Here is a 25,028-nt window from a genome sequence, read left to right on the forward strand (position 1 = left end):
TTGTAAACCCTTTTTTGGTATTTTTTACATTAATTAGTATTGATTATTTTTTAAGATAACGGAGACTACTCAATGGTTGCTTTTGTGGCCAAATAACTAGATCGATTAATAACAACGATAGATCGTGAAAAAATTAACTTAATTTTTGTATTGATTACGAATAAAAAAAATAAAGATAGATTGATTGAGAGGAAACCTCAATGAATTTTTGATAGTTCATAATTCCGACACATTTTTTTCTTATTTTTATTCAAAAAGCTCATAGCTTTTTCAAATGTTTGGCGTAAGATGAACTTAACCCTAAAAATAATTCTTTTTCCCCTGTGAAAGCAGGAACCCCCAAAAATAAGGCTGACGCGAAAGCGTCAGCCTTATTTTGTATATACCCATGCGTTAGCGAGCTGTGGCATGAGATGATCGAGTGAATATTTTTGCATATAATGTTCCTTTTCAGGTCTATCGTTGGGATCGTAAACGATGATTTGATCGCTTTGAACATCTTTTTTAATGACCATAATATGACCGACATCAGTGAACTCGCCAGGATTGACGGAAATAACAAGCGGTTGATTTTGATTTAAATGTTGTTGAATTTTTGCTTGATCTTTACCGAGATCTTGCACAGTTAATCCGTAGTTTTGGGCAAAAGCAGGGAAGATCGTCCAAGCAGTTCCCTGGCCGGATTCATAATAGTGATCGCCGCTCCATTGTAGAATCTCGGTAGGGTAGACAGTCCGTCGTTCCCAATAAGAGAGGATCATTGCTAAAGAAGTGATCGCGCAACCGTTTGTTGCCAGATCATTTTTATCGGAGCCGCTGCCATAAGATTTATCGGCCCAGCGTGAGTCTGTTTGTAATAATAATGGAAAATCCTGCCCATGTTCTTGCAAATATTGATTTGCACTTGCAGAAAAGTCCTGTTGGCTGTTGACTTTATTATCGAAGTGAAAAATTCGGGAAGAAAGCATCCCTAAACTTACGATCACTAAAAAGATTCCTAGTAAGATTGAAAATGGACGAATTCGTCGCCGCATAAAAAACACCTCCACTCTATTATTAAAACGAAAAAAGAGTGGGGTGTCATCGGTCAAAAGTTGTAAGTTATTCGAATTCTTCTAATTCTAAGCTAAGTTCTTCCCAACTGAAAAGCTGTTCCTCTTGTTCAGCTTTTTTTGTTTCTAGCTGATTAGTCAATTCTAACAACTGAACATGATCGTTTAGAATATCAGGCTGGCTCATTTGTGTTTCCAGTTCACTGATTTTTTGATCAAGGATAGAGAGATTCTCTTCGATTGCTTCAATCTTGCGTCGCAAACTGCGGATTAATTTTTGCTGTTCCTTGTCTTGATAAAATTTCTTTTTCGGAGCTTCGACAGGAACATTCTCTTTAGCCTGCAACTCGGCGATTTCTTCTTCTTCCTTTTTCTTTTCTAGATAGTAGTCGTAATCGCCCAAATATAATTTGCTGCCTTCGGGAGATAGTTCGATTACTTTATTAGCGATACGATTGATGAAGTAGCGGTCATGGGAAACAAATAACAGCGTTCCTTGATAGTCAATCAAAGCATTCTCCAAAACCTCTTTGTTATCGATATCTAAATGGTTCGTTGGTTCATCCAGAATCAGAAAGTTTTCTTTGTTCATGGACAGCTTCGCTAATGCAACACGAGCTTTTTCACCACCGCTTAATAATGGAATGGTCTTTTCGACGTCTTCACCACTGAAAAGAAAACCGCCTAAAACGTTGCGAATATCTTTTTCTGGTGTAGTTGGATGTTCATCCCAAAGCTCGGCAAGGATCGTTTTATTCCCGTGCAGGTCGGCTTGACCTTGATCGTAATAGCCAATTGTGACATTGGTTCCAAAATGCGGATTTCCTTTGATAAATGGAAGCTGACCGATCAAAGATTTTAACAAGGTCGACTTACCGATCCCGTTTGGTCCGACTAATGCGATGGCATCTTCACGGCGAATATCCATATCAATTGGTTCAGAGAGCGTTTCTTCATAGCCAATCGCGGCATCTTCGACCTGTAAGACGACGTTGCCGGAAACTTTGTCGATATCAAACATAAATTTCGCCGATTTTTCATTCCCGTCTGGACGATCTAAACGATCCATTTTTTCTAATGTTTTACGACGGCTTTGGGCCCGCTTAGTTGTTGATGCACGAACCAAATTTCGAGCAACAAAATCTTCGAGCTTTTCGATCTCAACTTGCTGCTTCTCATAGGCTTTCCAATCGCTTGATAATTGAGCAGCTTTCAAATCTAGATAGCGGGAGTAATTGCCCGTATAGTGCCGAATCTTGTGGCGAGAAATTTCATAAATTTCATTAACCACACGATCCAAGAAGTAGCGGTCATGGGAAACGATCAATAACGCTCCTGGATATCCCTGCAAGTAATCCTCCAGCCAGGCCAATGTTTCGATATCTAAATGATTGGTTGGTTCATCGAGAATCAGGATATCCGGTTTAATGAGCAGCATCCGCGCCAAAGCCAGCCGAGTTTTTTGACCGCCTGACAGGGTGCTGATCTCTTTATCGTAAAAACTTTCGTCAAATTTGAAGCCATGGAGTACACTGCGAATTTCATTTTCGTAGCCGTAGCCGTTCTGATCATTGAAGTCATGCTGAAGCTGATCGTATTCCTTCAATAAAGAAGCATAACGACTATTGCTTTCAGGTGTTTCACCGATAGCTACTTCAACTTCCCGCATTCGTTTCTCCATTTGGCGAACTTTTTCAAAAGCTTTCAGCATCTCATTCCAAATAGTTTCGTTTGAATCTAAACCAGTATCTTGGGCTAGGTAGCCTAAAGTTGCTTGTTTATTTTTTATCACCTGTCCAGCATCTGGTGCTTCGGTGTTAGCGATAATTTTTAATAGAGTAGACTTGCCTGCGCCATTTCTTCCGACTAAGCCGATCCGAGCTTTGCTGGCGACTTCAAGATGAATATTTTCAAATAAAGTGTCGGCACCAAAATAGCGAGCAATTTGATTTGCTTGTAGTAAAATCATTGAATATCTTCCTTAAATTTATTTTTCCGAATGGCTTCAGTCTAACATATTTTTATCAAGGGTGCGATTGGAAGCGGTCATTTCCTTCGAATCGTGATTTTTTCACAAAACTTCGAGCAGGAGCGTTGCAATTTCACTAAGATTCTTGCTATTATAGTGCAGTAGTCAACATTTAAGAATTTTTTTAATAAAGGAGAGTTATTGTGAAAGAACATTCAATTCCAAAAGCGACTGTTAAACGATTGCCGTTATACTATCGGTATTTACGTATATTGAATAATGCAGGAAAAACCAAAGTATCATCGACAGAACTAAGTGAGGCGATCCAAGTGGACAGCGCGACGATTCGTCGTGATTTTTCTTACTTTGGGGAATTAGGCAAACGTGGATACGGATACGATGTCGAAGACTTGATGCATTTCTTCGGTAAAATCTTGAACGACGATCAATTGACTAATGTTGCATTAGTCGGTGTTGGTAACTTAGGTAGTGCCTTGTTGAAATTCAAATTCCACCAAAGCAATAGTATTCGAGTAAGTTGTGCCTTTGATGTCAAAGAAGATATCGTGGGTCGGATTGTGGACGGAATTCCCGTTTATCCGTTAGACAACATGGTCGAACAAATTAAATTGCAGCAAATTGAGATCGCGATCTTGACTTTGCCAGCACAACAAGCGCAACAAGTAGTAGACCAATTAGCTGACGCAGGGATCAAAGGAATCCTGAACTTTACAGCGGCTCGTTTGACTGCACCTGAAGATGTAATTATTCAGAGTGTTGATTTGACTAACGAGTTACAAACATTGATTTACTTTTTGCATCACAATACAGATAACAAATAAAAAGGACTGAGCGCATGCTCGGTCTTTTTTATTTGAATAATGTTTGATAATCAGTCGTTTCCGAATCTTTGGGCAGTTGTTTTAGAAGCTTTTCCAAGGAAGTGAAATCGATAAATCTTGCCTGTCGTGCAATTTCTTTTCCTTCATGATAAACCAAAACAGCGGGAACTGTTAAAACTTCAAAGACCCCGGCCAGTTCTGGTTCCTGCATAATATCCAAATGGTGGAAAGGAACATCGTTGGCTTCCGCAAGTTTTCTTGCTTTAGGCTCATCAACGTGACAGATGCTGCAAGTCTCAGAGGAAATAAAAACCACATTATTATAATCATTACGTATCGCGTCTTGAACGCTGGCTAATTTTTTCATAGGAAAGGTCCTTTCAAAAAAGTTATACTTACTATCTGTAAGATAATCAGAATTGGTCAAATTGTCAATTTTGTTGTCTGATAAAAATAGTTGTTTGATTTATTAAAAAGCGTTATACTCTCTAATGTACTCGCGGGTGTAGTTTAGTGGTAAAACAGAAGCTTCCCAAGCTTCCGTCGCGAGTTCGATTCTCGTCACCCGCTTTATTTTGAACACCGCAGCTTTGGTTTTGCTAAGCTGTGGTTTTTTTGGTATCTTTTACTTTTCTTTTAAAGGCCCCTTGCTATTCAAACGATGATTGATGTATGCTAAGGGTGATGTGAGGGGCAACTCTCACTTAGGGTAATTTATCCTGATTAAACCAACGTTTGTGGCTGAGCGTTGGTTTTTTTGTACTTCTATAAAAATGAATTATGCGAAAAAGAATATTTAAAATTGCCGTTGATTTGTAGAAAAGGCTTACTTTAATGAAGGGATTTGTTTGTATAAAAAATAGCCCTTTTTGTATTTGAAATTACTAGAGTTCTCTTGATTGTAAGAATATACTAATTGCTAAATCGAAGGAGGGAAGAAAATGATGTTTGAGGGAGTATATCGTTGGGTAATTCGAATCAGCATTGCATTAGCGGCATTTTTCTTTGGTTGGGGAATTATTTTCTATTCTCGTCTTCCAAATAGGATTCCGATCCAGTTTGGTTTTGATGGAAGCGTGAATAACTTTGGTAGCAAGCCGGCTGTTTTTTTATTTCCGATGCTTTTATTACTGGTTGCGTTGATCGGCAGAAGTAATTATATTGATATGAAATATTCTACAGCGAGTGGTCAGAATCACCTGTATAAAATTATTATGTGTGGGTGTTTGATATTAATATGCGGCGTTGGAATGTATTTATTTCTCTTGTATGCACAGATGTTGAGATAAAAAAATCCTCACAGGGAGGATTAAGAAGTAGTGATGCCAAATAGACTTAAGATCAAAAGCAGTAGGGCCGGCAGCATTGAATTCATCGTGTTTAGCATCCAATGAACCATGATAGAGCTCCAAATATTTTTGGAAATCAGATAAATTAAACCGAAATAGACGCCTATAACCATGTAAGGGACCATAGCGTATATATTCCCATTAAAATTGTTCCAATGAATCAATCCGAATAAAATACCTTGAACAAAAAGCATGATCACTTGCAGTGCTTTGCTAGAAAAGCTTCCTAACAATAAGTAACGAAAGGTTAATTCTTCAGCAAAAGGAGCAAGAAAAGGTGCAACCGCAGCTAAGAGTACCCATCCTGAACTAAGTGTTTTTGAAGAATCGTTTGTCGAGGAGCGAACTTGAAGGAGTTCACTAGGGATTAAATTACGAACGACCTGCAGCAATATGAAAGCACCAGCAACTAAAAGGATGCTCAGCAACAACCGTCGAAAAAGTTTTTGTCGGAAAAGTTGCCATTGAGCCTTTAAAAAATCTCGGAACAGATAAATCATGACTAAAAATCCTGTTAAAAAAAGCAGCGTTGAAGCTAACAAGGCAATTTTTGGATTTTTATCAACGTGAAGAAGTGGAAAAAGGATATTTCCAATCAGTAATTCTAATGGAATAACTAGAAGTCCCCACCATTGTTTTTTATTTGTTACCATATTTTATCCCCCATTCTTTTCATAGTGTAAAAAAATAGAGTGAAAGTGTAAAGCAATATGGAACATTATAGATTTCGACTTTGATTGTTTTGGTATACTAGTACTGGGGAACGTATTTCGCTTTTTTGTTTTAGCGCAGTATATGAGTTTAAAAGGAGTTGAGGGTTTGTCGGATTATCAAATGCAAAAAACGATGGGGAAATGTTTCCGCAGTAAAGGGTCCAGTATAACTGGAATTATTCGGATTTTGGGTAGCTGGTATGATTATAAAGTGATTTACGGGCCGCCCGAGCCTGAGGATATGCTGGAAGTAATTGACTTTACTAGTCGGGAATTGTTAGTGGTCATCAATAATAATCTAAAAGAAAGTGATGTGAATTATATTGGTAGTATTTAATATTATTTTATTAGTATTAGCTGTTGTTGTAGTTTTGTTTGTTGTAAGTCAATTGATTGTAATCGTTCAACAAGGTGAGGTTAAGGTAGTTGAAAGTTTTGGGAAATACGTTAAGACGCTGGATCCAGGGTTACACTTTTTGGTTCCAATTTTATATGTGGTTCGCCGTCGAGTGTCGTTAAAACAAACACCGATCCAAATTGAGCCTCAAAGTGTCATTACTCGTGATAATGTAATTGTTGAGATTGATGAAGCAATCAAGTATCATGTGACAGATGCAAGAGCTTTTGTATATGATAACGAAGACTCTGTCACGTCAATGATCCAGGATTGTCAATCCAACTTACGGGGAATTATTGGTAAGATGGAATTAAACGAAGTATTAAACGGAACTGAAGAGATCAACGTAAATCTTTATGAGAGTGTCAAAGACATTACTGCAGGCTACGGTTTGTCGATTGATCGAATCAATATTGGTGAAATTTCGGTTTCTGATGAGATCGTGAACTCAATGAATAAATTAATTACGGCAAGTCGAGATAAGGAATCGCTGATTACAATTTCTGAGGGGAAAAAACAATCGGTCATTTTAGAATCTGAAGCAAAATCATCTGAAATGCAGATTGATGCAGAAGCGCGAGCAAGACAAACCAAAATTGATGCGGATGCACGAGCAGACCGTACACGAATTGATGCAGCGGCGGAAGCTGATCGAATTGCCAAAATTACGGAAGCAGAGACGGCAAGAATCAAAGAAATTAATAAAGCGATTGCCGAAAGCAACCTAACTGATGAAATGATTGCTTATCTAGGCATTGAGGCGTTTAAACATGTGGTTGAGAATAATGGCAATACCGTCATTATGCCAAGTAATTTGACCGAGCTTGGCAACGTTCCGGCAATTAAGGAAATTTGGCAACAAACTAAATAGACTGTTGGTTCTGTTTTTCAGTTTCGGCAGTTCTAGTAGATCGAATGACGTGATCAGGCATTAACTTATTTTTAAATGAACTAGGAGCTGAAGTATCATCGCAACAAAGAAACAAGCACCTAAAATAGTTTCAGCAATCGTTGTTCTATTGGCGGGGCTCTACGGTGTCTACTCACAGGTAGGATCCAATAATGATTCAAGTAATGAAGTAAAAGAAGTCAGTGTCAGCAAAATTTCAGAAGTTCCAGATTTTGATGGTAAACATCAAAGGATTCAATTGAATCATAACCGTCCTAATTTTTCTAAAAACGACCTTTCATTAGAAGATGGAACTTGGACGCGCTTTTCTGACCTGGATCAGCTGAATCGTGTAGGCTCGGCTAATGCAATGTTGGGCAAAGAGTTGATGCCTCATCAAGAGCGCGAGCGATTATATGTGAAGCCGACTGGCTGGCATCAAAAATTTTATAATGATAAGCCACTATATAATCGAGCACATCTGATCGCGTTTCAATTTTCGGGAGAAAACAATAATCTGAAAAATTTAATGACCGGTACAGCATCCTTGAATGATCCAGGGATGAATGAGCATGAAATTGCAATCGGAAACTATATTCGAAAAACCAATCATCATGTGCGCTACCGTGTGACTCCTTATTTTAAAGGGGAAGAGTTAATTGCTCGGGGTGTTCAGATGGAGGCTCAGAGCATTGAAGATGATCAAATCTCATTTAATCTCTTCGTTTATAATGTTCAGGACGGCATCAAGATCGATTATCAGAACGGGTATTCACAAAAGGAATAAAAAAGAGAATCATCCATTTTTTTGGATGATTTTTTTTGCAAAAAAGACACTGTGAGACAAGCCGCTCAAACCACTATCAGGTAAAATGGATGTATATATCAATAAATAATAAGAAAGCGGGTGTTATGATGCAATGGAATGAATTATTCAACGCTGACCAGGAGCCGACTGAACAACAAATTACAGAGTTTATTTCGAGTCCTTTATGGCACGATTTAGCTAATCATTTGATCCAAACCTATCAAGTGAAACCTAAAAGTGTCTATAGTGGTTGTTCAATGGGCGATGGTTATTGGAAAGGCTGGAACATAAAATTTAAAAAAAGCGGAAAAGCGCTATGTACGGTTTATCCAAAAGAAGGTTACTTTGTTGCGATGGTCTCTTTTAGCGCGAAGGAATTAGATGAAGCGGATTTATTGGTGCAAATGTGCGATGAATATACTAAAAATAAGTACCAACAGGCAAAATCCAGTAAATTAGGTAAATCGATATCCTTCGAGGTAACAAATGAAGATATTTTACAAGATATAAAAGAACTTGCTGCACTGAGAGTTCGTTCGACAAAAAAGAATAAGCTTCAGAGTGTCTAAGAGAATTTTCTTAGGCATTTTTTTATTAATTTTTAAAATGCTATTGTCAATGAGAGATATATAATCGAAAATGGATATGGGATTTGAAAAGATGCCATCCTATATCCATTATTTAATATAAGAATGATGCTATACAATTAAATAGGAATAGTTATGGTTAAGGAGAAGTATATGAAGGATTATCAGAGGGAACGCTATAATGCAGCTGCATTAACATTGAGTAAAAAATTAGAACGAAGAAATTTTGTCGCGATTATTTGTCAAAATTTGACGGCGGCGAAGAATCAAGCTTTAGAATTGATCGATCAGGATAAATCAGTTGGTTTTGGCGGTTCGATCACGGTTGAACAGTCTGGAATTATTGATGAGTTGTATCAACGAAACCAAAAGATGATTGACCGTGAAAAAACAAGTTCAGCGGAAGAACGACATCAAGTCATGCAACAAGCATTAACAGCCGACTACTTTTTGACGAGTATCAATGGTGTCACAGAAGACGGGGAGTTAGTGAACATCGATAGCGTAGGAAATCGTGTAGCTGCTTTAACTTTTGGACCGGATAAAGTATTGGCATTTGTAAGTATGAGGAAAGTCTATGGTAATCTGGCCACAACTCTTGAGATGGTCCGTAAGAATACTGCGCCATTGAATGCTCATCGTCTAGGATTGGAAAAAACACCCTGTATCAAAAAGGGAAATTGCGGAGATTGTTTACAGTCTGAATGTATTTGCAATACGATTGCGGTAACAAGACGTTCGATGTCTAAGGAACGTATCATAGTCTTTCTAATTATTGATGAGATTGGATTGTAGAAATAATTATTAAACGTAAAAAGAATCGTATTTGCTATTGATAATTGAAAACCGTTGATCTAGCAAGATATAGAGAAAAATAAAAAAACCGAGGAAAACTCCTCGGTTTTTTTATTGCTTAACTTAATGAGCTGCTATTTTCCATAACTTCATCAATCAACCCATAAGCTTTTGCTTCATCGGCGCTCATAAAGTTATCACGATCAGTGTCACGTTCAATGACTTCGATCGGTTGTCCAGTACGTTCAGACAAAATATTGTTCAAACGTTCGCGCGTTTTCAAAATGTGACGTGCAGCGATTTCGATTTCAGTTGCTTGACCTTGCGCACCACCAAGAGGTTGGTGAATCATGATCTCAGCATTAGGCAGTGCGAAACGTTTGCCTTTTGCACCAGCTGTTAATAGGAAGCTACCCATTGAAGCAGCCATACCAAGAACGATTGTTTGTACGTCAGCTTTAACAAAATTCATTGTATCAAAAATTGCTAAGCCGGCAGATACGCTACCGCCTGGTGAGTTGATGTAAAGATAAATATCTTTTTCAGAATCTTGGGCATCCAAGAAAAGTAATTGGGCGATGATAGTGTTCGCCATATCGTCGTTTACCTCGCCGCTTAACATGATGATACGGTCTTTCAATAAACGAGAATAAATGTCGTAAGCACGTTCGCCACGAGATGATTGTTCAATGACTGTAGGAACTAAATTCATAGTGAATCCTCCTTAAAATATTGTTCATAAATTATTTTAGCACAAACAAGGTTAGATTGCTAAAACTTAAGGAAAGTATACATCTTTGGTCAGTTTTGGTCAAATAGAAGGCTCCGTTTTTTTAAACAGGTCAAACTATCCTAGATTCATGAAAATATGGTACTATTAATAGCGCATAGAACAGTGTGTGGTTGAACTTAAAATTTTTTAAAAAATTTATTTTTTTTTCGGCTGAGATTGCCGCACTTTCAATAATTTAGCGGAGTGCAAACGTGCCGGAGACCGGTTTTATTTAATAAATAATTCCGTAATTATGAAATAGGAGGGAAAAACGTGGAAATCGCATTTATTGGTCTTATCGGCGTATTAATTGGGGCAGGATTAACGGGGATTGCGGTCTTTTTTGTCTTCAAATATATTGACCTGCGCCATCATCGTGAAAGAGAATTGGAACATCAGGTAAAAGAAATCGAAACGATTAATCTCTTAAATAAGAAAGTCAATGAGATCTTATCTAAACGAAATGTTTTAATGCAAGATTATGTGGCGTTCAATTCATTTGACGACTGTTACATCACAATCGATGATTTCATTTATTTGAACTCATTTGCCGCACAAAATAATTTTTATCTGCCTAATTATTTGATTGAAGAGTTCTTCAAAAATATTTCACATCGTAAAGTTATTTTATCTCCCGAGGAAACAGTTAAAATTGGCGGGTATACGTATAAAGGCGGACGAATTGTCATGGAAACTTTTTCCGAACAGCTTTTGGAGATCTTGGATGAAAAGAAACAACAATTGTCTCGTTTGACAAAACAGCCTTTACGCCATTTCAATGTGCAATAGTAAGTTCACGAAAAACCGTGAACAGATTTAAATCAGATTGTATTTTATAATCTGTGATTACAGACGAGGTGATAATAGATGACAGTGATTATTGCTCATCGCGGGAGTGCTGGGACTCACCCAGAGAATACATTACCTGCGTTTATGGAAGCAGTGCGGACAGGTGCAGACGGTATCGAGTTGGATGTCCATTTGACGGCTGATCAGCAATTAGTTGTGATTCATGATGAGAGTGTTGATCGTACGACAGACGGCAAAGGTCTGATTCGTGAATTGACATTAGAAGAAATAAAAGAATTAGACGCTGGCAGTTGGTTTGATGAAAAATATCAAGCGACGAAAATTTCAACGTTGCAAGAAGTTTTGAATTTATTGTTGCAGATGCGTTTTCGCGGCTTTTTATGTATTGAAATTAAGACGAACAAGTTTCATTATCCAGGTATTGAGGAAAAAATTTCATCGGTCATGACTAGTAAAGAATGGCCCTTTACCTATTGGTATACGAGTTTTAATATTGATTCGTTGCGTATCCTGCACGAGTATGAACCAGATGCACAATATGATCTGATTCAGAAAAATGATTTAGAAAAATATAAGACTGTTTTGGATAGCGATTTTATTGAAGGGGTTCATCCGAGTTATGATTGGGTGAAGCAAAATCCTAGTATCGTCAAGGAATACGAAAAGGCGATTCGTCCATGGACACCTAATTTATATGAAACGATGATGGCTTGTTTTGAAAACAAACTCGCTGGAATCATTACTGACTTCCCAGAAAAGGCGATTCGAGCAAGAAGCAGGTATAATAAATGAAAGTAATCGCAATCGTGGGCCCGACTGCTGTAGGCAAAACGAGCTTGAGTATTGACTTGGCCAAACGTTTTAATGGGGAAATTATTAGCGGTGATTCTATGCAAGTGTATCGTGGATTGGATATCGGAACTGCTAAAGTTACGGTAGAAGAGATGGAAGGAATTCCGCATCATCTGATTGATGTACGTGATATTGATGAGAGCTACTCTGCCGCAGATTTTCAAAAAGCGGCTAGACAGGCGATTCAAGAAATCAGTCAACGAAATAAGTTGCCAATTATTGTAGGTGGTACAGGACTGTATATTCAGTCTTTGCTATGGGATTTCAAACTTGGCAGCGAGGGCGAACCAGAGGATGACTCGTTACGGGAAAAGTACGAAGCCTTTGCAGAGAAAAATGGAAACCAAGCTTTGTGGAAAAAATTGCAAATAGTTGATTCCTTAGCTGCAGAAAAAATTCATTATAATAATCGAAAAAAAATAGTTCGTGCGTTAGAGGTTTTTGAACTGACGGGGCACTCAATCTTGAAACCAAAGGATCGGCCAAAGAAACTTTACGATAGTTTTTTGATCGGTTTGAATACGGACCGAGCTGTTTTGTATCAACGAATCAATCAACGCGTAGATTTGATGGTTGAACGGGGCCTTTTAAGTGAGGTCGAAATGCTTGCAAAAAATCCGAATGTCCAGGCTGCGCAAGGGATTGGCTACAAAGAATTGTTTCCTTATTTAGCGGGGGATTCTTCACTGTCGGAGTCGCTTGAAGAAGTGAAGCTGCATTCGCGCCGTTATGCTAAGCGACAATTGACATGGTTTCACAATCGTATGTCTGTTCATTGGTTCGATCTGGTACAACAACCAGAATTAATTACAGAAATCGAAAAAACTTTAGCCGATTGGTTAGCGGATGACACTTCTGATTTTTGCCGCTAGTCATGGTCGAGACGGAAATGTTTTCACATGGAACTAGTATTGGAAATATGAAATTAAGATTCTGTTTGAATGCCACATTCTGAGAGGCACATTAGATAAGAGAATCGTTTTTAGTATAAGCAAGGGGGAAGCGGATTGTCAGAAAGAGTCATTTTAGTCGGCGTCGAGACAGACGAGAGTAAATATAACTATTTAGAATCAATGCATGAGTTGGCCGGACTAACCAAGACGGCTCATGGCGAGATAGTTTTTTCATTAACACAAAAACGTCCAAAAATTGATCGACAAACGATTATCGGCAAGGGAAAGGTGGAAGAGTTGGCGCAACTGGTTGATGCCCATGAGGCAGAACTTGTGATTTTTAATCACGCCTTATCACCACGTCAAAGCCAAACAATCGAAGAGCAAGTCGGTGTTCCGGTAATTGATCGAATTCAGTTGATTTTGGATATCTTTGCACAGCGTGCGCGTTCGAAAGAAGGAAAACTTCAGGTTGAATTAGCGCAGTTAGATTATTTATTACCACGTTTAGTAGGTCAAGGCCATAGTTTGTCACGTCTAGGTGGCGGTATCGGTACGCGTGGTCCCGGAGAAACTAAGCTGGAAACTGATCGTCGGCACATTCGTCGGCGTATTTCAGCAATTAAAAAGGAATTAAAAGAAGTTGGGGCTCACCGTGAACGGAGTCGTCAAAAACGCCAACAATCCAGTGTTTTCCAGATGGGACTGATTGGTTATACGAATGCTGGAAAGTCAACAATTTTGAATTTATTGACAAATGCGGATACGTACTCTGAAGATCAATTATTTGCGACCTTAGATCCGCTAACGAAGCGATGGCATTTGCCTCAAGGAATGGAAACAACCATTACTGATACGGTTGGGTTTATTCAGGACTTGCCGACACAATTAGTCGATGCCTTTCAATCAACTTTGGAAGAAAGCAGGGGTATGGATCTTTTGTTACATATCGTAGATGCCAGTGCTGAAGATCGTCAACAACAAGAAAGAACAGTGATGAATTTGTTGAAAGAGCTTGAGATGGATACCATTCCAATGCTGACTATCTATAATAAGGCTGATCGAATCGATGAGTTTACTTTTACGCCGACGTTGTTTCCAAACGTTTTGATTTCTGCAAAAACGACCAAAGGGAAAGAATTGCTGGCTGAGGCGATCAAACGTGAGATTATGGACCTGCTGGATCCGTACTTGCTTACCTTGAATGCTGATGAAGGTCAGGCGTTAAGTGAGATGAAACGAGAGACTCTTGTCTTGAGCGAAACCTTTGATGAGGAAAAGGAACAATATATCGTACGAGGATTTGCAAAGAAGAAGTCTCTCTGGATTAGGAGAATGGAAGATGAATTGGACAACTGAGCTGGCGCCAGAGTTAGTTGAAAAGATCGATAAAGTTGACCACAAAATTGCTGACCGGCTTCAGGCAGTACGAGAAGTTGCTTTGTCGAATCAAGCTAAAGTATTATCGGCTTTTAGAGAGAATCATGTTTCGGAAAGTCATTTTTTAGCGTCAACTGGGTATGGAAACGACGACCAGGGGCGCGATGTTTTAGAAGCTGTTTATGCGCAAACGTTTGAGGCGGAAGCCGTCTTAGTTCGTCCGCAAATCGTTTCAGGGACCCATGCGATTTCTACTGCACTATTCGGCGTGCTGCGGCCGGGTGATGATTTGCTTTATATTACTGGAACTCCTTATGATACTTTGTTAGAAGTCATAGGGGTGCAGGGAAATGGAATCGGATCTTTTAAGGAATATAATATTGGATACGATGAAGTGGATCTTTTAGCGGACGGAAATGTTGATTTTGATGGGATTAAGCAGAAAATAACTGATAAAACGAAGGTCATAGCGATTCAAAGATCACGTGGTTATGCATCGCGACCATCATTTACTATAGAAAAAATCAAAGAGATGTGTGATTTCGTTAAAACCATCGCACCGAATATCGTTATTTTCGTTGATAATTGCTATGGCGAGTTTGCAGAACTAATGGAACCAACGCAAGTCGGGGCAGACTTGATGGCGGGTTCATTGATCAAGAATCCAGGTGGTGGGATTGCTAAAACAGGTGGATATATTGCTGGAAAACAGGATTTGATTGAGCGCTGTGCTTATCGTTTAACTACACCAGGTGTAGGAGCGGAAGGCGGGGCAATGTTGGGCAGTGTTTTTGATATGCTGCAAGGCTTTTTCTTAGCGCCGCATGTAGTTAGTCAAGCTGTTCAAGGAGCCATTTTTTCTGCTGCCTTATTAGCGGAATACAACTTAGACTCAACACCGAAGTGGGATGAACCGCGAACGGACTTGATTCAGTTGATTGATTTCCATAATCGTGAAAAAATGATTCAATTCTGTCAGGCAATTCAAAAATATTCACCAATCGATGCTTATGTTGCGCCGATACCCTCTTATATGGCTGGGTATGAAGACGATATTATCATGGCGGCAGGAACGTTTATTCAAGGCGCAAGTATCGAATTAAGTGCGGATGGACCGTTGAGAGAACCATATTCATTATATCTTCAAGGCGGTTTGACCTTTGAACATGTCAAGGTTGCAGTAGCGAATGCTGTGAATGGGGTCTATCATCAATCATAAAAAAACCGAAGTCCAAACGACTTCGGTTTTTTTATGCATTCATTTTAGCCAACTCTTCTTCAAGAAATATTAATACTTGATCATGACTGAAACGTACAAGATAGGTATGGTTCTCATTTTGATAAGCTACAACTATTCCAATATATCCCGTCATTGAATGTTTCTTCTTTATTTGAACGGTCTCACCAATTTTGAATTTTGGCAATATTACACCTTCTCGCTTCTTTTTATCTATTATAACAATTTTTTTATCTTTTTAAACGTTGATTTAATCAGCTTCGTTTTGAAAAAACGAACATTCCAGAATTCTATGTAAGGAAATCTGACATTAGCCCTTGACGATTGGTCTATCGGGTGGTATCCTTTTTTCAACATCAAAAAACAAGGAGGAGATGTTATGCGGGAAAAAGAATTGCGACGTTCGCTTGCTGTTTTTCCAATTGGTACAGTTATGAAGCTAACAGATTTGACTGCAAGGCAGATTCGGTACTATGAGGAGCAAGAACTGATTCATCCAGAACGAAGTGAAGGTAACCGTAGGATGTATTCTCTAAATGACATTGATGTGTTGTTAGAAATAAAAGATTATTTATCCGATGGACTTAATATGGCAGGAATTAAACGGGTCTATCAAATGCGTCAAGAAGAAATCAAAGCTGCCAAAGAGAAACCGTCATTGACCGACAAAGATGTCCGCCGTATTTTTTATGACGAAATGTTAACCCAAGGTGGGTTACAACAGCAAAATCCATATCAATCACAAGGCCCAAAGCTATAGTGATTGTGGAATATAAAAAAATGAAGTGCGAGGAAGGGATTAGATATTATGCCGAAAAGAGATCTAAGTAAAGAGGATATCAAACGAATTGTCGAAGAAGAAAACGTCCGCTTTTTACGTCTGATGTTTACAGATATTATGGGGACTATAAAAAATGTTGAAGTACCAGTTAGTCAAATGGATAAAGTTCTGGATGATAAAATGATGTTCGACGGTTCATCTATCGAAGGGTTTGTACGAATCGAAGAAAGCGATATGTATTTATATCCAGATTTGACTACTTGGATGATCTTCCCATGGGAAAGCGATCATGGAAAAGTTGGACGTTTGATTTGTGATATTTATGGTCCGGATGGCGAACCGTTTGCTGGAGATCCGCGCGGAAACTTGAAGCGTGTGTTAAAGGGAATGGATGAATTTGGTTTCACTTCATTCAACTTAGGTCCTGAACCAGAGTTCTTCTTATTCAAGATGGACGAAAATGGCGATCCAACATTAGACTTGAATGACAAAGGTGGATACTTTGACTTTGCTCCAACGGATTTAGGTGAAAATTGTCGTCGCGACATCGTGTTAGAACTTGAAAGCTTAGGCTTTGAAGTAGAAGCTTCGCATCATGAAGTGGCTCCTGGACAACACGAAATTGACTTTAAATATGCGGACGCGATCGAAGCTTGTGATAATATCCAAACCTTTAAATTAGTTGTTAAGACAATTGCTCGCAAACATGGACTACATGCGACATTTATGCCAAAACCTCTTTATGGTATCAATGGATCAGGTATGCACTGCAACATGTCATTGTTCAATGACGAAGGCAATGTATTCTACGATGAAGATGGTCCAATGAAATTAAGCAAAACTGCTTACCAATTTTTAGCAGGCTTATTGAAACACGCACGCGCATACACGGCAGTATGTAATCCAATCGTTAACTCTTATAAACGTTTAGTTCCTGGTTTTGAAGCACCCGTTTATGTAGCTTGGAGCGGTCGCAACCGTTCACCACTGATTCGTATTCCAGAATCACGTGGACTATCAACTCGTCTAGAATTACGTTCAGTTGATCCAGCTGCTAATCCATACTTGACGATGGCTGTTTTATTAGAAGCAGGCTTAGATGGTATCCGTAATGATCTAACACCGCCTGCAGCGGTTGATCGTAACATCTATGTGATGACAGAAGAAGAACGCAAAGAAGCAGAAATCTATGATTTACCATCTACTATCCACAATGCGATCAAAGCATTGCGTAAGGATCAAATCATGGTCGATGCTTTAGGTAATCATATCTATACGAATTTCAATGAAGCAAAACGCATGGAATGGGCAGCTTTCCGTCAAACTGTCTCAGAATGGGAACGCGATCAATATTTAGAACTTTACTAATCCAAACTCGCAACCGCTAGAAAATAATGTTTCTAGCGGTTTATTTTTTGGTCAAATCATAAAAGGGGCAGATAAGGGGCAAAATTAATAGTTGATTGTCTCAATTTTATCCTTTAATGTGTCCTTCATTTTATTAGTGACATGGGTATACACCTGTAAAGTTGTTGAAGCATCATTGTGTCCCACTCGATCCATAACCACTTTAATTGGTATATTTAACTCAGCCAAAAAGGAAATATGGGTATGCCTCAAATAGTGTGACGAAACCGGCTTTTGTATACCAGCAAACTTCGCAGCATTTTTAAGGCATGGAGCAAATGTTCGATAATCAATCGGATTGCCATTAGGGCTAGTAAAGATATAACCTGAATCAATATACTTGCTTGTTGCTTTGTAGAGTTGATTCTCTTGCAATATCTTAATAAGGATGTTGGTTGCACATGTAGACAACACGACGTTTCTATTTGCTGCTTTAGTCTTTGGAGTGGTTCGTGTGACGTTACTATACGATCCGTTTCTAAAATCGATTGTTCCATTTACACTTATATAACCCTCGTATAAATCTTCTTCTCTTAAAGCAATTAACTCACCATAACGTAATCCAGTCAGCGCCAAAAATTCAACCATGTCTGCCTTACGTTGATTTGGTCGCATTTTATTTAACTGATCAATCACGGCTCTTAATTCATATTTTTCAAGATATTTTTCTGGTTTTTCATCTTGCCTTAAAACTAAATTCAATTTAAAATTAGGAGATCCTGCAGAATATCCTTCTTCGCTTGCGTGAGAAAGTATCATTAACGTAAAAGCTTTTATTTTTTTTACATAATTCAAAGAATACTTTTGGTCGTAATACAAATCTTCAATTCGCTTTCTGAAAAAAGGTAAATCAATATTTTTAATTAACATATCTTTACCAATAGCTCTCAAAAGTGTTTTTTCAGTAGATTCGAAAGATAAATATGAGGAGTTTTTTACTTTCCTTTTGTAATTAGGCTTAAATAATTCCAGTGCCTTTTCGAAAGTAATGGATTCGAGCTTAGGAGCGTTAATCTTTTTATTTATCTTTTCTTGAAGCTCCACAGTTGCTTGCTTCTTAGCCTGATTAGATTTACTGTTAAGTGTGAGGGAAACTTTTCTGCTTTTTTCTGTGTATGGGTCAATGTATCGTTCAGAATATTTATATTTCCCGTTCGGTAATTCTTCAATCCACATGTTTATTCAACTCCTATTTTTTGATATAATAGGCACAGCAAAATAAGCCTATTGTATTAGGTGAATTATTTAAGCACATCCACTCAATCTTTGGTCGGGGAGAGGGGATGTGTTTTTTATTTTATTGATTTAAGTGTTGGATAGCATAATCAGCTTCTTCCACTGTAAATTTACTGCCATATTCAGAAACTAATTGATCTCTTATCGCTTCAGGTGACAGCGCCATAGTATCTTGATAATTCTTTGCAGTTTCCAAAGCGTTCGCATTGTAGTCAGCTTCTAGGTTATCAATAGCGTATTGTGCTGCTTCTGCTGTAAATTGACCACCATACTCAGATGTTAGTTGGTCGTATATACCGGATTTTGACATGTGCATTGCACTCGAATAAGATTCAGCTTGTCTAAGTGCGGAATTGTATTCAACAGGGATGCTACTAGCTTCGGAATTTTCTTCACTTGAATTTAAGCTAGATTCTGATTCCTGGGCATAGTCATAAGTTGATGACGATTCTGAAGTATTACCACCAACATATTCAATATCTGGGTCGGGTTTTGGAGTTTCTTCTTCAGATCTTTGCTGTTTTGCCTTCTCGAATTCTTTGTCAAAATCATATTCACTTGAACTAGAAACGCTAGTTTGATTTTCTTCAGAATTATTATTTATCATCCCGCTAATAACTAAAACCATTGCAAAAACTATTAATCCGATGATTACCCAAACAATCGGATTTTTTAAATCCTTTTTATCCATTTCTTAACGCTCCTTTTCTGATATAATAATATACACAGTCTCAGAAATGAGAACCCTAGCCGAAGTTGCACCTTCGACTGGGGTATTTTTTAAATAATCACACGACCGATAAAATTAATATCCGAATTTTCAAAGTTAAATAGTAAATCCGTATAATCTTTGTTCAGAGATACTAATCTAAGTACTTCTGTTTCTTCATAAACATAGACTTTCTTTATATAAGCTTCGCCATCTACCTCGACCACATAAATCCTACCGTTTTGAATAGTGTCTATGCCTTGTTTGAATTCATCCACATACACGATATCACCAGTATCAAACAACGGCTTCATAGAATCGCCGACAATTTTAAATATCCAATCATGTTCTGGTGCGTCTGCTGGAACTTCGACTATATCTTTGTCAGCTTCATAGTAGTTTAAAATCCCAGTACCAGCTGATAAGTACGCCTGCACCTCTTCACGGTTATTTTGAATAGGGAATTGAACCACATTGCTATTTTGTTCTTCAAGTTGCTGTTCAGCAAAGTTGTAGACTTTGGCTTGTCGAGACCTTTCCAATTGGCTATACACATCTAATAAATTATCTATTTTAGTTTGTTTTTTATCGATAATCATTATTTTGTTTTCTAGAGAATTTTTAATATCTAACGCCTCGAAAAGTTCGTCCGAAGTTAAACCCAAAGCCGTTGCATAAGTTTTGATATTATCTTCATCTAGGGATCGGTTTCCGTTTTCATGGTTAGATATAGTATTTTGACTGTAGCCAGTTAATTTACTAAGTTGTTCTTGAGTAAGTTTTTTCTTTTTTCTTGCGTCCTTTATAACCGAACCTAAAATATTTCTCTTCATTAAAGGCACCTCCTTCACGGGATAATAATATCACATTCTGATAAACGTGTAAATAAAAATATCTCGAAAAGTGATAAAAATCCATTGACATATATCTCAAATAGAGATATTATTGATTTATCAAATGAAGGAGGCGATTACATGAGTACGATGGAAAAAAAGAAAAACTTAAGAGTTGAGTTTTTGAAGCCGAAGTTAGAACTCAAAAAAGCTAGGCTTGCAAATGAATGGACTACATCTTACGTTGCTGATTTGATTGGTTTGGAAAGACGTCAATATGAGTTAAAAGAAAAAGGCGAGTATCCATTCCATGATTATGAAATGTACATTTTGGCAAAAAGCTTTAACAAAAAAGTATCAGAATTATTTTTTTAAAATCAAATATCTCTATTTGAGATAAAAACAAGAAAGGAAAGTAAAATATGAATACACCACAAATTTTTAACTTTGAACAAAACGAAGTTCGAACGTTTCTGGAAAATGACGTCCCATATTTTGTAGCGAATGACGTTGCAAAAACTTTGGGATATAAAAATCCAAGCAAAGCTACTAATGATCATTGCAAAAAAGCGATTGAAACATGGGGTAACGATTCGTTAGGTCGTCGCCAAAAGTTCAAAATCATTCCAGAATCAGATGTTTATCGCTTGATTATCAAATCGAATTTACCAAGCGCTGAGAAATTCGAATCTTGGGTAATGGAAGAAGTCCTACCGCAAATCCGAAAGCACGGCATGTACGCAACAGATGAACTACTAAACAATCCAGACTTGCTGATCGAAGTAGCAACCAAACTCAAAGAAGAAAAGACACTGCGCCTGATTGCGGAACAACGAGTAAATGAATTACAGCCGAAGGCGGACTACTACGACCGAATCCTAAACAATAAAGGATTAGTTACAGTTAGTACGATTGCTAAGAACTACGGTATGAGCGCAGTAACATTTAACAAATTACTTCACGAGCTAGGTATTCAATACAACCAAAGCGGAACGTGGTTGCTATATAGCAAGTTCCAAGACAAAGGATACACGCATATTGAACCATTCGATTATGAAGACAAAGATGGCAATCCACAAGTGAAAACGCGTATGAAATGGACTCAAAAAGGACATATTTTCTTATATCAAGAGTTGAAGAAGAATAATTACTTGCCGATGATTGAACGTGAACAAACAGCGTAGGAGGTGTACAAATGAAAAAAATTCAACTATCGGACGGAGCACCTAGTGACATCCGAAGAACCGAAGTTAGTCAAAAAACAAAAGAACTCTTGGATAACACAAAAAAATTATGTAAAAAATCGGGACTATCCTATGTAGAGATAAACAAAGCCCTCTATCTTGCAGACAAAGAGCTCTATATGGAAAAGATATCTAGTTAGTGCCATTCGTTTTGCTTTTGTTCCTCTAGGTATTGCTGATACTGTTCGTCAGTTGCTCCAACAACGTACGCAGTATTGTAATACACTTGATCGTTATCACCAATCAGATCAACTAGTTTAGGACCAACACTTAAAAGCAACCAGCCTTTTTGTAATAACTCGTTTGCTTTTGAGTTTGCAGCGTCATCATCAAATTCTAGTGTAAAAACAATTTTTGAATAATCCATAATTTTCACCTCACTTTCATAGTGAGTATACCAAATGATAGGAGGATAAATAATGACTGAAAAAATAGCCTTAGCAGAAACCATCAAATTGCCTCAATTATCAATGCCAAAGGATGAAGCGATAAAATACTTCGGATTTGAAGGGCATGAATCTACATTTCAAAGATTGTTAGCAGAATTCAAAGTACATCCTGATTACAAACGTGGTTATCGAGCACCGACATACAAAATTGTGCTGATAAACATCAATCTGTTTGATCAATTTTTGGATTGGAAGGACAAAAATAAATTTAAATAAAGGAGGTAACAGCATGACTACAGATGAACGAATTGCAACAGCTTTAGAAAGCATAGCAAATAGCCTCAGTACTTTGGCAGAAGATACTAAGGCAAATAAAGAGTTAAAAGAAACACTTATTACAAACGTTAATGATATGCAAAAAGCAATTGAAAAATTACAAAGTGATCCTTTTGGATTAGATGAGAAAATAAAATGAACAAAAAAATTATAGATGATTTTTCAACATGTAGAAATGACGTAGAGAAATTAATCGATGGATTAATTAACGAAACGCTCGCGATCTTTGATTCTTATGAAGAAGCGATAAGAGCTATTCAACAACTTAAATATAATCTCACTGGCCCTATCGGATGTTTGATTATTGAAGAATCAATCGAAAAAATTAGGAGCATTGCATTGAAAAAGGCCACTAAATAAATAGTGACCACTTGCTGATAAGAAAATTATACAACAGAAAGGAAGTAGCAAAATGAAAACTGGAATTTTTGAAACAAAGTATTACACAGAAGAAGGTCAATTCACATGTAAATGGTTAATGATTTTTGGTAAGTGCCTATTTATTAAGCATAAAAAGGCAGCCTAAAGAGACCGCCTCATGGAAAAGTTATTTTGTATACGTTGTTTTATCACAGCTTGGGCACGGTGGTAGCGTGTCCGTACGATCATCAAGTCTTACTTTTTGACCGCAATTTTTACAAGTATACGTTCCTTTTCCTGGTTTTTCACCAGTAGTATAAGCCATAAATTTTCATCTCACTTTCCAAAATAATTATAGCACCACACGAATAATAAAATCGCTTTTTATAAGAAAGGAAGTACCACATGAAAAATAAAAAAATTGCACTAGGAGTTAGCGCTGCATTGTTTCTAGGATCAACTGTAGGATTCGCCGCAGGCGCTGGTTTCTTTGATAACGCAACAACTGTTGAACAGAACATCTACAAACTAGCTAACATTGCTACGCAGAACAAACAGAAGGCAGCAGACGTTCAAAGCAAACTTGATCAAACGACTAGTCAACAAAAGAACCTGCAAGATCAACTAGACAGTTTGAAACAGCAATTGGCAAACAAACAAAACGAGGTAAATGCGAAGCAGTCTGAAATCGAAGCTAAACAACGTGAAGCCGAATCTAAGCAACAGGAAGTCACGCAGAAACAGCAAGAGGCGGATAAGCTGCGTAATGAACTATCTAACGCTCAAAATGATTCAGCACAAAAAGACGCACGCATGGCGGAGTTGGCAAATTTGAGCCAACAAAAAGTAAACGAGTTGGGCCAGTAGGGGGGTTAAAAGATGGATCAAAAAGAACTGAACAACATATTAGCGAAACATAAGAAATGGTTATATGACGAAGAAGGCGGCGAGCGTGCCAACTTACGGGGGGCCAACTTACGGCGTGCCAACTTACAGGATGCCAACTTACGGGGTGCCGACTTACGGCGTGCCAACTTACAGGATGCCAACTTACGGGGTGCCGACTTACGGAATGCCGACTTACAGTATGCCAACTTATGGAATGCCGACTTACGGAATGCCGACTTACGGAATGCCAACTTACGGAATGCCTGTCACGACTCGTCAACGGCTTTTCTATCCATTCAATGCCCAGAAGAGGGATCGTTTATTGCCTACAAGAAAGCAAAAGGTTTGGTTGTAAAACTGTTAATCCCAGATGATGCCAAACGGTCAAGCGCCACATCTAGGAAATGCCGTTGTGATAAAGCAAAAGTTCTTGAGATTATGCAACCTGATAAAACACCTTCAAATATAACGTCTGTACCAAGCAACTATGATCCGGATTTTGTATACGAGGTAGGGAAAACAGTAATGGTTTCTGATTTCGAAGAAGATCGTTTTGTTGAATGCGCGGCAGGTATTCACTTTTTCATCACGTTCGGTGAGGCGGAGAAATATTAGTAGGGGGTTTAATGATGAAACGACTAAATTTTCAAACGATCCTGCTTTCGATGATCGCAATTCCAGTTTTCACGTTAGTCAATATTTGGCTGGCATACGGCTACATTCTACTTTTCTTTTTAGCGATCGGATGGGAAAAGAAAAAGCCAACCGAGGGGGCTGATTATGAGTAGAAAAGAAGCTTTGCAAATTGGAAAAATGATCGCTGATCGGTGGTATCAACGAAACGAATCAACAATCTTAGCAAGACAGAATATCGAGCGAAGGAAAGCGTGGGAACAAAAAAGCTCACTACGCCGGGAAGCAATTAGTGAGCAAATGAAATTCGATTTGAGGTGATTATATCATGAATAAGCGAATCCGTAAAAAATATCTTTCAGTTGAAGAACAAAAATTATTAGCCTTGTACAAGGATTGCGAATCAGTAAGTTTTTACAGACATAATGATTCTTTGGAAAACGCTGAATTATTCACATCAATGATCGGAAAACCAGAAATCGAGTCTAGCAGAGGGACAATCTGGTTTTCTTCTACACAAGACAAAATCTCAGCAACTGCCTTTATTAAAAGTTAGGAGAATGAAGAAATGAATACTCTTGAAAAATATGAAATTGAAGAACTTGAACAGACATCCGTAGATGGTTGGTCTATCAATGATATCGGCGGTGCTGATTGGGCGTTAAGAAAAATTTCAGCTCTTCAAAGTCAGAATGATGAAATTAAGAAGTTCGCTGATTTGGAACGAGAAAGAATCGCCAGTTGGGAGGCAAAAGAAACAGAAAGTAATAATGACAGAATCAGCTTTTTCGAAATGAAGCTAAGTGAATACTTAAATAAATTACGGAAAGATGATCCTAAAGCTCGAATCAAAACGCCACATGGAAC

36 protein-coding genes, 1 tRNA gene and 3 pseudogenes are annotated in these 25,028 nt (G+C 38.0%); 29 read left to right on the forward strand and 11 right to left on the reverse strand.

From position 1 onward, the window contains the following. Nucleotides 1–371: 371 nt before the first annotated feature. Both PGP85_RS18480 and PGP85_RS18485 read right to left on the reverse strand, forming a co-directional pair. The gene (locus PGP85_RS18480; RefSeq protein ID WP_090407127.1) at nucleotides 372–1,034 is read right to left on the reverse strand and encodes a C39 family peptidase; all 663 of its coding nucleotides are present in this window, start codon (nucleotides 1,032–1,034) and stop codon (nucleotides 372–374) included. A 67-nt stretch (nucleotides 1,035–1,101) separates the two neighbouring features. Beyond that, nucleotides 1,102–3,021 carry an ABC-F family ATP-binding cassette domain-containing protein gene (locus PGP85_RS18485; RefSeq protein WP_090407124.1) on the reverse strand — a complete coding sequence of 640 codons (1,920 nt, stop codon included), beginning with the start codon at nucleotides 3,019–3,021 and terminating at the stop codon, nucleotides 1,102–1,104. Between the two features lie 203 nt (nucleotides 3,022–3,224). Here PGP85_RS18485 and PGP85_RS18490 point away from each other — a divergent pair, with 203 nt between their 5' ends. Beyond that, the gene (locus PGP85_RS18490; protein WP_010739685.1) at nucleotides 3,225–3,863 is read left to right on the forward strand and encodes a redox-sensing transcriptional repressor Rex; all 639 of its coding nucleotides are present in this window, start codon (nucleotides 3,225–3,227) and stop codon (nucleotides 3,861–3,863) included. 28 nt (nucleotides 3,864–3,891) lie between these two features. On the opposite strand, the gene PGP85_RS18495 is transcribed toward PGP85_RS18490, so the two are convergent. Further along, on the reverse strand, nucleotides 3,892–4,230 hold the full coding sequence (locus tag PGP85_RS18495; RefSeq protein WP_010739684.1) for a thioredoxin family protein: 339 nt from the start codon (nucleotides 4,228–4,230) through the stop codon (nucleotides 3,892–3,894). 132 nt (nucleotides 4,231–4,362) lie between these two features. Between PGP85_RS18495 and PGP85_RS18500 the strand changes: the two genes are divergently transcribed. Together PGP85_RS18500 and PGP85_RS18505 are read left to right on the forward strand one after the other, a co-directional pair. Next, a tRNA-Gly gene (locus tag PGP85_RS18500) sits at nucleotides 4,363–4,433 on the forward strand. A gap of 374 nt (nucleotides 4,434–4,807) precedes the next feature. Continuing rightward, on the forward strand, nucleotides 4,808–5,152 hold the full coding sequence (locus tag PGP85_RS18505) for a DUF1648 domain-containing protein (RefSeq protein WP_270328812.1): 345 nt from the start codon (nucleotides 4,808–4,810) through the stop codon (nucleotides 5,150–5,152). Between the two features lie 20 nt (nucleotides 5,153–5,172). On the opposite strand, the gene PGP85_RS18510 is transcribed toward PGP85_RS18505, so the two are convergent. Next, a complete protein-coding gene (locus PGP85_RS18510; RefSeq protein WP_090407118.1) occupies nucleotides 5,173–5,865 on the reverse strand; it encodes a CPBP family intramembrane glutamic endopeptidase in 693 nt (230 codons plus the stop codon). Nucleotides 5,866–6,031: 166 nt separating this feature from the next. On the opposite strand from PGP85_RS18510, the gene PGP85_RS18515 reads away from it, so the two are divergent. The 5 genes from PGP85_RS18515 (at nucleotide 6,032) to PGP85_RS18535 (ending at nucleotide 9,401) form a co-directional block, all read left to right on the forward strand. Next, nucleotides 6,032–6,262, forward strand: a complete 231-nt coding sequence (locus tag PGP85_RS18515) for a hypothetical protein (protein WP_010739621.1) — start codon at nucleotides 6,032–6,034, stop codon at nucleotides 6,260–6,262. Beyond that, the gene (locus tag PGP85_RS18520; RefSeq protein ID WP_010739620.1) at nucleotides 6,249–7,193 is read left to right on the forward strand and encodes an SPFH domain-containing protein; all 945 of its coding nucleotides are present in this window, start codon (nucleotides 6,249–6,251) and stop codon (nucleotides 7,191–7,193) included. The genes PGP85_RS18515 and PGP85_RS18520 overlap by 14 nt, the downstream gene beginning before the upstream one ends. Before the next feature lie 148 nt (nucleotides 7,194–7,341). Beyond that, nucleotides 7,342–7,998 carry a DNA/RNA non-specific endonuclease gene (locus PGP85_RS18525; RefSeq protein WP_333490246.1) on the forward strand — a complete coding sequence of 219 codons (657 nt, stop codon included), beginning with the start codon at nucleotides 7,342–7,344 and terminating at the stop codon, nucleotides 7,996–7,998. A 35-nt stretch (nucleotides 7,999–8,033) separates the two neighbouring features. Continuing rightward, complete coding sequence (locus PGP85_RS18530; protein WP_270328814.1) at nucleotides 8,034–8,588, forward strand: DUF3788 domain-containing protein; 555 nt, start codon at nucleotides 8,034–8,036, stop codon at nucleotides 8,586–8,588. A 171-nt stretch (nucleotides 8,589–8,759) separates the two neighbouring features. Then, on the forward strand, nucleotides 8,760–9,401 hold the full coding sequence (locus tag PGP85_RS18535) for a lactate utilization protein (RefSeq protein WP_090407112.1): 642 nt from the start codon (nucleotides 8,760–8,762) through the stop codon (nucleotides 9,399–9,401). 118 nt (nucleotides 9,402–9,519) lie between these two features. Here the strand turns inward: PGP85_RS18535 and clpP are convergent, their stop codons facing one another. Next, on the reverse strand, nucleotides 9,520–10,113 hold the full coding sequence (gene clpP / locus PGP85_RS18540; protein ID WP_010739616.1) for an ATP-dependent Clp endopeptidase proteolytic subunit ClpP: 594 nt from the start codon (nucleotides 10,111–10,113) through the stop codon (nucleotides 9,520–9,522). 333 nt (nucleotides 10,114–10,446) lie between these two features. Here clpP and PGP85_RS18545 point away from each other — a divergent pair, with 333 nt between their 5' ends. From PGP85_RS18545 to PGP85_RS18565, 5 genes are all read left to right on the forward strand, one after another. Beyond that, entirely contained in the window at nucleotides 10,447–10,962 is a 516-nt protein-coding gene (locus tag PGP85_RS18545; RefSeq protein ID WP_010739615.1) for a hypothetical protein, read from the forward strand. A gap of 78 nt (nucleotides 10,963–11,040) precedes the next feature. After that, nucleotides 11,041–11,775, forward strand: a complete 735-nt coding sequence (locus PGP85_RS18550) for a glycerophosphodiester phosphodiesterase (protein WP_090407110.1) — start codon at nucleotides 11,041–11,043, stop codon at nucleotides 11,773–11,775. Further along, nucleotides 11,772–12,707 (forward strand): tRNA (adenosine(37)-N6)-dimethylallyltransferase MiaA, encoded by a 936-nt coding sequence (gene miaA / locus PGP85_RS18555; RefSeq protein WP_090407107.1) that lies wholly within the window; start codon nucleotides 11,772–11,774, stop codon nucleotides 12,705–12,707. Before PGP85_RS18550 ends, miaA begins: the two co-directional genes overlap by 4 nt. 135 nt (nucleotides 12,708–12,842) lie before the next feature. Further along, the gene (hflX, locus tag PGP85_RS18560; RefSeq protein ID WP_090407104.1) at nucleotides 12,843–14,087 is read left to right on the forward strand and encodes a GTPase HflX; all 1,245 of its coding nucleotides are present in this window, start codon (nucleotides 12,843–12,845) and stop codon (nucleotides 14,085–14,087) included. Next, nucleotides 14,071–15,327 (forward strand): methionine gamma-lyase family protein, encoded by a 1,257-nt coding sequence (locus PGP85_RS18565; RefSeq protein ID WP_178982716.1) that lies wholly within the window; start codon nucleotides 14,071–14,073, stop codon nucleotides 15,325–15,327. The genes hflX and PGP85_RS18565 overlap by 17 nt, the downstream gene beginning before the upstream one ends. Nucleotides 15,328–15,358: 31 nt before the next feature. On the opposite strand, the gene PGP85_RS18570 is transcribed toward PGP85_RS18565, so the two are convergent. Beyond that, nucleotides 15,359–15,532, reverse strand: coding sequence for a hypothetical protein (locus PGP85_RS18570; RefSeq protein WP_010739610.1), 174 nt, complete (start codon nucleotides 15,530–15,532; stop codon nucleotides 15,359–15,361). Between the two features lie 192 nt (nucleotides 15,533–15,724). Between PGP85_RS18570 and PGP85_RS18575 the strand changes: the two genes are divergently transcribed. Both PGP85_RS18575 and glnA read left to right on the forward strand, forming a co-directional pair. Next, the gene (locus tag PGP85_RS18575) at nucleotides 15,725–16,105 is read left to right on the forward strand and encodes a MerR family transcriptional regulator (protein WP_010739609.1); all 381 of its coding nucleotides are present in this window, start codon (nucleotides 15,725–15,727) and stop codon (nucleotides 16,103–16,105) included. Between the two features lie 48 nt (nucleotides 16,106–16,153). Next, nucleotides 16,154–17,494, forward strand: coding sequence for a type I glutamate--ammonia ligase (gene glnA / locus PGP85_RS18580; protein ID WP_010739608.1), 1,341 nt, complete (start codon nucleotides 16,154–16,156; stop codon nucleotides 17,492–17,494). Nucleotides 17,495–17,578: 84 nt separating this feature from the next. Here the strand turns inward: glnA and PGP85_RS18585 are convergent, their stop codons facing one another. From PGP85_RS18585 to PGP85_RS18595, 3 genes are all read right to left on the reverse strand, one after another. Next, complete coding sequence (locus tag PGP85_RS18585) at nucleotides 17,579–18,709, reverse strand: tyrosine-type recombinase/integrase (RefSeq protein WP_270328817.1); 1,131 nt, start codon at nucleotides 18,707–18,709, stop codon at nucleotides 17,579–17,581. A gap of 121 nt (nucleotides 18,710–18,830) precedes the next feature. Continuing rightward, entirely contained in the window at nucleotides 18,831–19,460 is a 630-nt protein-coding gene (locus PGP85_RS18590; RefSeq protein WP_270328819.1) for an Ltp family lipoprotein, read from the reverse strand. An 89-nt stretch (nucleotides 19,461–19,549) separates the two neighbouring features. Continuing rightward, complete coding sequence (locus PGP85_RS18595; RefSeq protein WP_270328820.1) at nucleotides 19,550–20,311, reverse strand: XRE family transcriptional regulator; 762 nt, start codon at nucleotides 20,309–20,311, stop codon at nucleotides 19,550–19,552. 141 nt (nucleotides 20,312–20,452) lie between these two features. Here PGP85_RS18595 and PGP85_RS18600 point away from each other — a divergent pair, with 141 nt between their 5' ends. The 3 genes from PGP85_RS18600 to PGP85_RS18610 are packed head-to-tail and all read left to right on the forward strand — an operon-like array spanning nucleotide 20,453 to nucleotide 21,695. Further along, nucleotides 20,453–20,686, forward strand: a complete 234-nt coding sequence (locus PGP85_RS18600; protein WP_270328821.1) for a helix-turn-helix transcriptional regulator — start codon at nucleotides 20,453–20,455, stop codon at nucleotides 20,684–20,686. 47 nt (nucleotides 20,687–20,733) lie between these two features. Then, entirely contained in the window at nucleotides 20,734–21,495 is a 762-nt protein-coding gene (locus tag PGP85_RS18605) for a phage antirepressor (RefSeq protein ID WP_270328822.1), read from the forward strand. A gap of 11 nt (nucleotides 21,496–21,506) precedes the next feature. Further along, nucleotides 21,507–21,695 (forward strand): hypothetical protein, encoded by a 189-nt coding sequence (locus PGP85_RS18610; RefSeq protein ID WP_270328823.1) that lies wholly within the window; start codon nucleotides 21,507–21,509, stop codon nucleotides 21,693–21,695. Here PGP85_RS18610 and PGP85_RS18615 read toward each other — a convergent pair. Then, on the reverse strand, nucleotides 21,692–21,922 hold the full coding sequence (locus tag PGP85_RS18615; RefSeq protein ID WP_090402269.1) for a hypothetical protein: 231 nt from the start codon (nucleotides 21,920–21,922) through the stop codon (nucleotides 21,692–21,694). The genes PGP85_RS18610 and PGP85_RS18615 overlap by 4 nt on opposite strands. 52 nt (nucleotides 21,923–21,974) lie before the next feature. Here PGP85_RS18615 and PGP85_RS18620 point away from each other — a divergent pair, with 52 nt between their 5' ends. The 3 genes from PGP85_RS18620 to PGP85_RS18630 are packed head-to-tail and all read left to right on the forward strand — an operon-like array spanning nucleotide 21,975 to nucleotide 22,640. Then, nucleotides 21,975–22,220, forward strand: coding sequence for a hypothetical protein (locus PGP85_RS18620; RefSeq protein ID WP_048719449.1), 246 nt, complete (start codon nucleotides 21,975–21,977; stop codon nucleotides 22,218–22,220). 13 nt (nucleotides 22,221–22,233) lie between these two features. Continuing rightward, nucleotides 22,234–22,419: a hypothetical protein gene (locus PGP85_RS18625; protein ID WP_270328825.1), complete on the forward strand. Its 186-nt coding sequence runs from the start codon at nucleotides 22,234–22,236 to the stop codon at nucleotides 22,417–22,419. Further along, nucleotides 22,416–22,640 carry a hypothetical protein gene (locus PGP85_RS18630; protein ID WP_270328826.1) on the forward strand — a complete coding sequence of 75 codons (225 nt, stop codon included), beginning with the start codon at nucleotides 22,416–22,418 and terminating at the stop codon, nucleotides 22,638–22,640. The genes PGP85_RS18625 and PGP85_RS18630 overlap by 4 nt, the downstream gene beginning before the upstream one ends. A 187-nt stretch (nucleotides 22,641–22,827) precedes the next feature. Here PGP85_RS18630 and PGP85_RS21350 read toward each other — a convergent pair whose 3' ends face one another. Then, complete coding sequence (locus tag PGP85_RS21350) at nucleotides 22,828–22,965, reverse strand: zinc ribbon-containing protein (protein ID WP_090402278.1); 138 nt, start codon at nucleotides 22,963–22,965, stop codon at nucleotides 22,828–22,830. An 80-nt stretch (nucleotides 22,966–23,045) separates the two neighbouring features. On the opposite strand from PGP85_RS21350, the gene PGP85_RS18635 reads away from it, so the two are divergent. From PGP85_RS18635 to PGP85_RS18660, 8 genes and pseudogenes are all read left to right on the forward strand, one after another. Continuing rightward, nucleotides 23,046–23,507 (forward strand): hypothetical protein, encoded by a 462-nt coding sequence (locus PGP85_RS18635; protein ID WP_270328827.1) that lies wholly within the window; start codon nucleotides 23,046–23,048, stop codon nucleotides 23,505–23,507. A 12-nt stretch (nucleotides 23,508–23,519) separates the two neighbouring features. After that, a pseudogene (locus tag PGP85_RS21355) lies at nucleotides 23,520–23,750 on the forward strand (pentapeptide repeat-containing protein); the annotation flags it as partial. Further along, nucleotides 23,666–23,902: pseudogene (locus tag PGP85_RS18640) on the forward strand (pentapeptide repeat-containing protein); the annotation flags it as partial. The pseudogenes PGP85_RS21355 and PGP85_RS18640, both read left to right, overlap by 85 nt. Beyond that, a pseudogene (locus tag PGP85_RS21360) lies at nucleotides 23,880–24,143 on the forward strand (DUF5758 domain-containing protein); the annotation flags it as partial. The pseudogenes PGP85_RS18640 and PGP85_RS21360, both read left to right, overlap by 23 nt. Nucleotides 24,144–24,157: 14 nt before the next feature. After that, complete coding sequence (locus PGP85_RS18645; RefSeq protein WP_270328829.1) at nucleotides 24,158–24,316, forward strand: hypothetical protein; 159 nt, start codon at nucleotides 24,158–24,160, stop codon at nucleotides 24,314–24,316. Then, nucleotides 24,309–24,482 carry a hypothetical protein gene (locus PGP85_RS18650; RefSeq protein ID WP_270328830.1) on the forward strand — a complete coding sequence of 58 codons (174 nt, stop codon included), beginning with the start codon at nucleotides 24,309–24,311 and terminating at the stop codon, nucleotides 24,480–24,482. The genes PGP85_RS18645 and PGP85_RS18650 overlap by 8 nt, the downstream gene beginning before the upstream one ends. A 7-nt stretch (nucleotides 24,483–24,489) precedes the next feature. Then, a complete protein-coding gene (locus PGP85_RS18655; RefSeq protein ID WP_251868272.1) occupies nucleotides 24,490–24,717 on the forward strand; it encodes a hypothetical protein in 228 nt (75 codons plus the stop codon). A gap of 12 nt (nucleotides 24,718–24,729) precedes the next feature. Next, nucleotides 24,730–25,028: host-nuclease inhibitor Gam family protein (locus PGP85_RS18660; protein ID WP_270328831.1), on the forward strand; the 299-nt coding region annotated here is incomplete at its 3' end.

This window comes from Enterococcus malodoratus (genome assembly GCF_027659535.1).
Lineage (GTDB): Bacteria > Bacillota > Bacilli > Lactobacillales > Enterococcaceae > Enterococcus_A > Enterococcus_A malodoratus.

Excerpts from the sequence above, each read along its gene's own strand:
- PGP85_RS18480 (WP_090407127.1), bottom strand. The coding sequence starts at position 1,034 with ATGCGGCGACGAATTCGTCCATTTTCAATCTTACTAGGAATCTTTTTA.
- PGP85_RS18485 (WP_090407124.1), bottom strand. The coding sequence starts at position 3,021 with ATGATTTTACTACAAGCAAATCAAATTGCTCGCTATTTTGGTGCCGAC.
- PGP85_RS18495 (WP_010739684.1), bottom strand. The coding sequence starts at position 4,230 with ATGAAAAAATTAGCCAGCGTTCAAGACGCGATACGTAATGATTATAAT.
- PGP85_RS18505 (WP_270328812.1), top strand. The coding sequence starts at position 4,808 with ATGTTTGAGGGAGTATATCGTTGGGTAATTCGAATCAGCATTGCATTA.
- PGP85_RS18510 (WP_090407118.1), bottom strand. The coding sequence starts at position 5,865 with ATGGTAACAAATAAAAAACAATGGTGGGGACTTCTAGTTATTCCATTA.
- PGP85_RS18535 (WP_090407112.1), top strand. The coding sequence starts at position 8,760 with ATGAAGGATTATCAGAGGGAACGCTATAATGCAGCTGCATTAACATTG.
- clpP (WP_010739616.1), bottom strand. The coding sequence starts at position 10,113 with ATGAATTTAGTTCCTACAGTCATTGAACAATCATCTCGTGGCGAACGT.
- PGP85_RS18550 (WP_090407110.1), top strand. The coding sequence starts at position 11,041 with ATGACAGTGATTATTGCTCATCGCGGGAGTGCTGGGACTCACCCAGAG.
- miaA (WP_090407107.1), top strand. The coding sequence starts at position 11,772 with ATGAAAGTAATCGCAATCGTGGGCCCGACTGCTGTAGGCAAAACGAGC.
- PGP85_RS18565 (WP_178982716.1), top strand. The coding sequence starts at position 14,071 with ATGAATTGGACAACTGAGCTGGCGCCAGAGTTAGTTGAAAAGATCGAT.
- PGP85_RS18575 (WP_010739609.1), top strand. The coding sequence starts at position 15,725 with ATGCGGGAAAAAGAATTGCGACGTTCGCTTGCTGTTTTTCCAATTGGT.
- glnA (WP_010739608.1), top strand. The coding sequence starts at position 16,154 with ATGCCGAAAAGAGATCTAAGTAAAGAGGATATCAAACGAATTGTCGAA.
- PGP85_RS18585 (WP_270328817.1), bottom strand. The coding sequence starts at position 18,709 with ATGTGGATTGAAGAATTACCGAACGGGAAATATAAATATTCTGAACGA.
- PGP85_RS18590 (WP_270328819.1), bottom strand. The coding sequence starts at position 19,460 with ATGGATAAAAAGGATTTAAAAAATCCGATTGTTTGGGTAATCATCGGA.
- PGP85_RS18595 (WP_270328820.1), bottom strand. The coding sequence starts at position 20,311 with ATGAAGAGAAATATTTTAGGTTCGGTTATAAAGGACGCAAGAAAAAAG.
- PGP85_RS18600 (WP_270328821.1), top strand. The coding sequence starts at position 20,453 with ATGAGTACGATGGAAAAAAAGAAAAACTTAAGAGTTGAGTTTTTGAAG.
- PGP85_RS18605 (WP_270328822.1), top strand. The coding sequence starts at position 20,734 with ATGAATACACCACAAATTTTTAACTTTGAACAAAACGAAGTTCGAACG.
- PGP85_RS18610 (WP_270328823.1), top strand. The coding sequence starts at position 21,507 with ATGAAAAAAATTCAACTATCGGACGGAGCACCTAGTGACATCCGAAGA.
- PGP85_RS18615 (WP_090402269.1), bottom strand. The coding sequence starts at position 21,922 with ATGGATTATTCAAAAATTGTTTTTACACTAGAATTTGATGATGACGCT.
- PGP85_RS18620 (WP_048719449.1), top strand. The coding sequence starts at position 21,975 with ATGACTGAAAAAATAGCCTTAGCAGAAACCATCAAATTGCCTCAATTA.
- PGP85_RS18625 (WP_270328825.1), top strand. The coding sequence starts at position 22,234 with ATGACTACAGATGAACGAATTGCAACAGCTTTAGAAAGCATAGCAAAT.
- PGP85_RS18630 (WP_270328826.1), top strand. The coding sequence starts at position 22,416 with ATGAACAAAAAAATTATAGATGATTTTTCAACATGTAGAAATGACGTA.
- PGP85_RS21350 (WP_090402278.1), bottom strand. The coding sequence starts at position 22,965 with ATGGCTTATACTACTGGTGAAAAACCAGGAAAAGGAACGTATACTTGT.
- PGP85_RS18635 (WP_270328827.1), top strand. The coding sequence starts at position 23,046 with ATGAAAAATAAAAAAATTGCACTAGGAGTTAGCGCTGCATTGTTTCTA.
- PGP85_RS18645 (WP_270328829.1), top strand. The coding sequence starts at position 24,158 with ATGAAACGACTAAATTTTCAAACGATCCTGCTTTCGATGATCGCAATT.
- PGP85_RS18650 (WP_270328830.1), top strand. The coding sequence starts at position 24,309 with ATGAGTAGAAAAGAAGCTTTGCAAATTGGAAAAATGATCGCTGATCGG.
- PGP85_RS18655 (WP_251868272.1), top strand. The coding sequence starts at position 24,490 with ATGAATAAGCGAATCCGTAAAAAATATCTTTCAGTTGAAGAACAAAAA.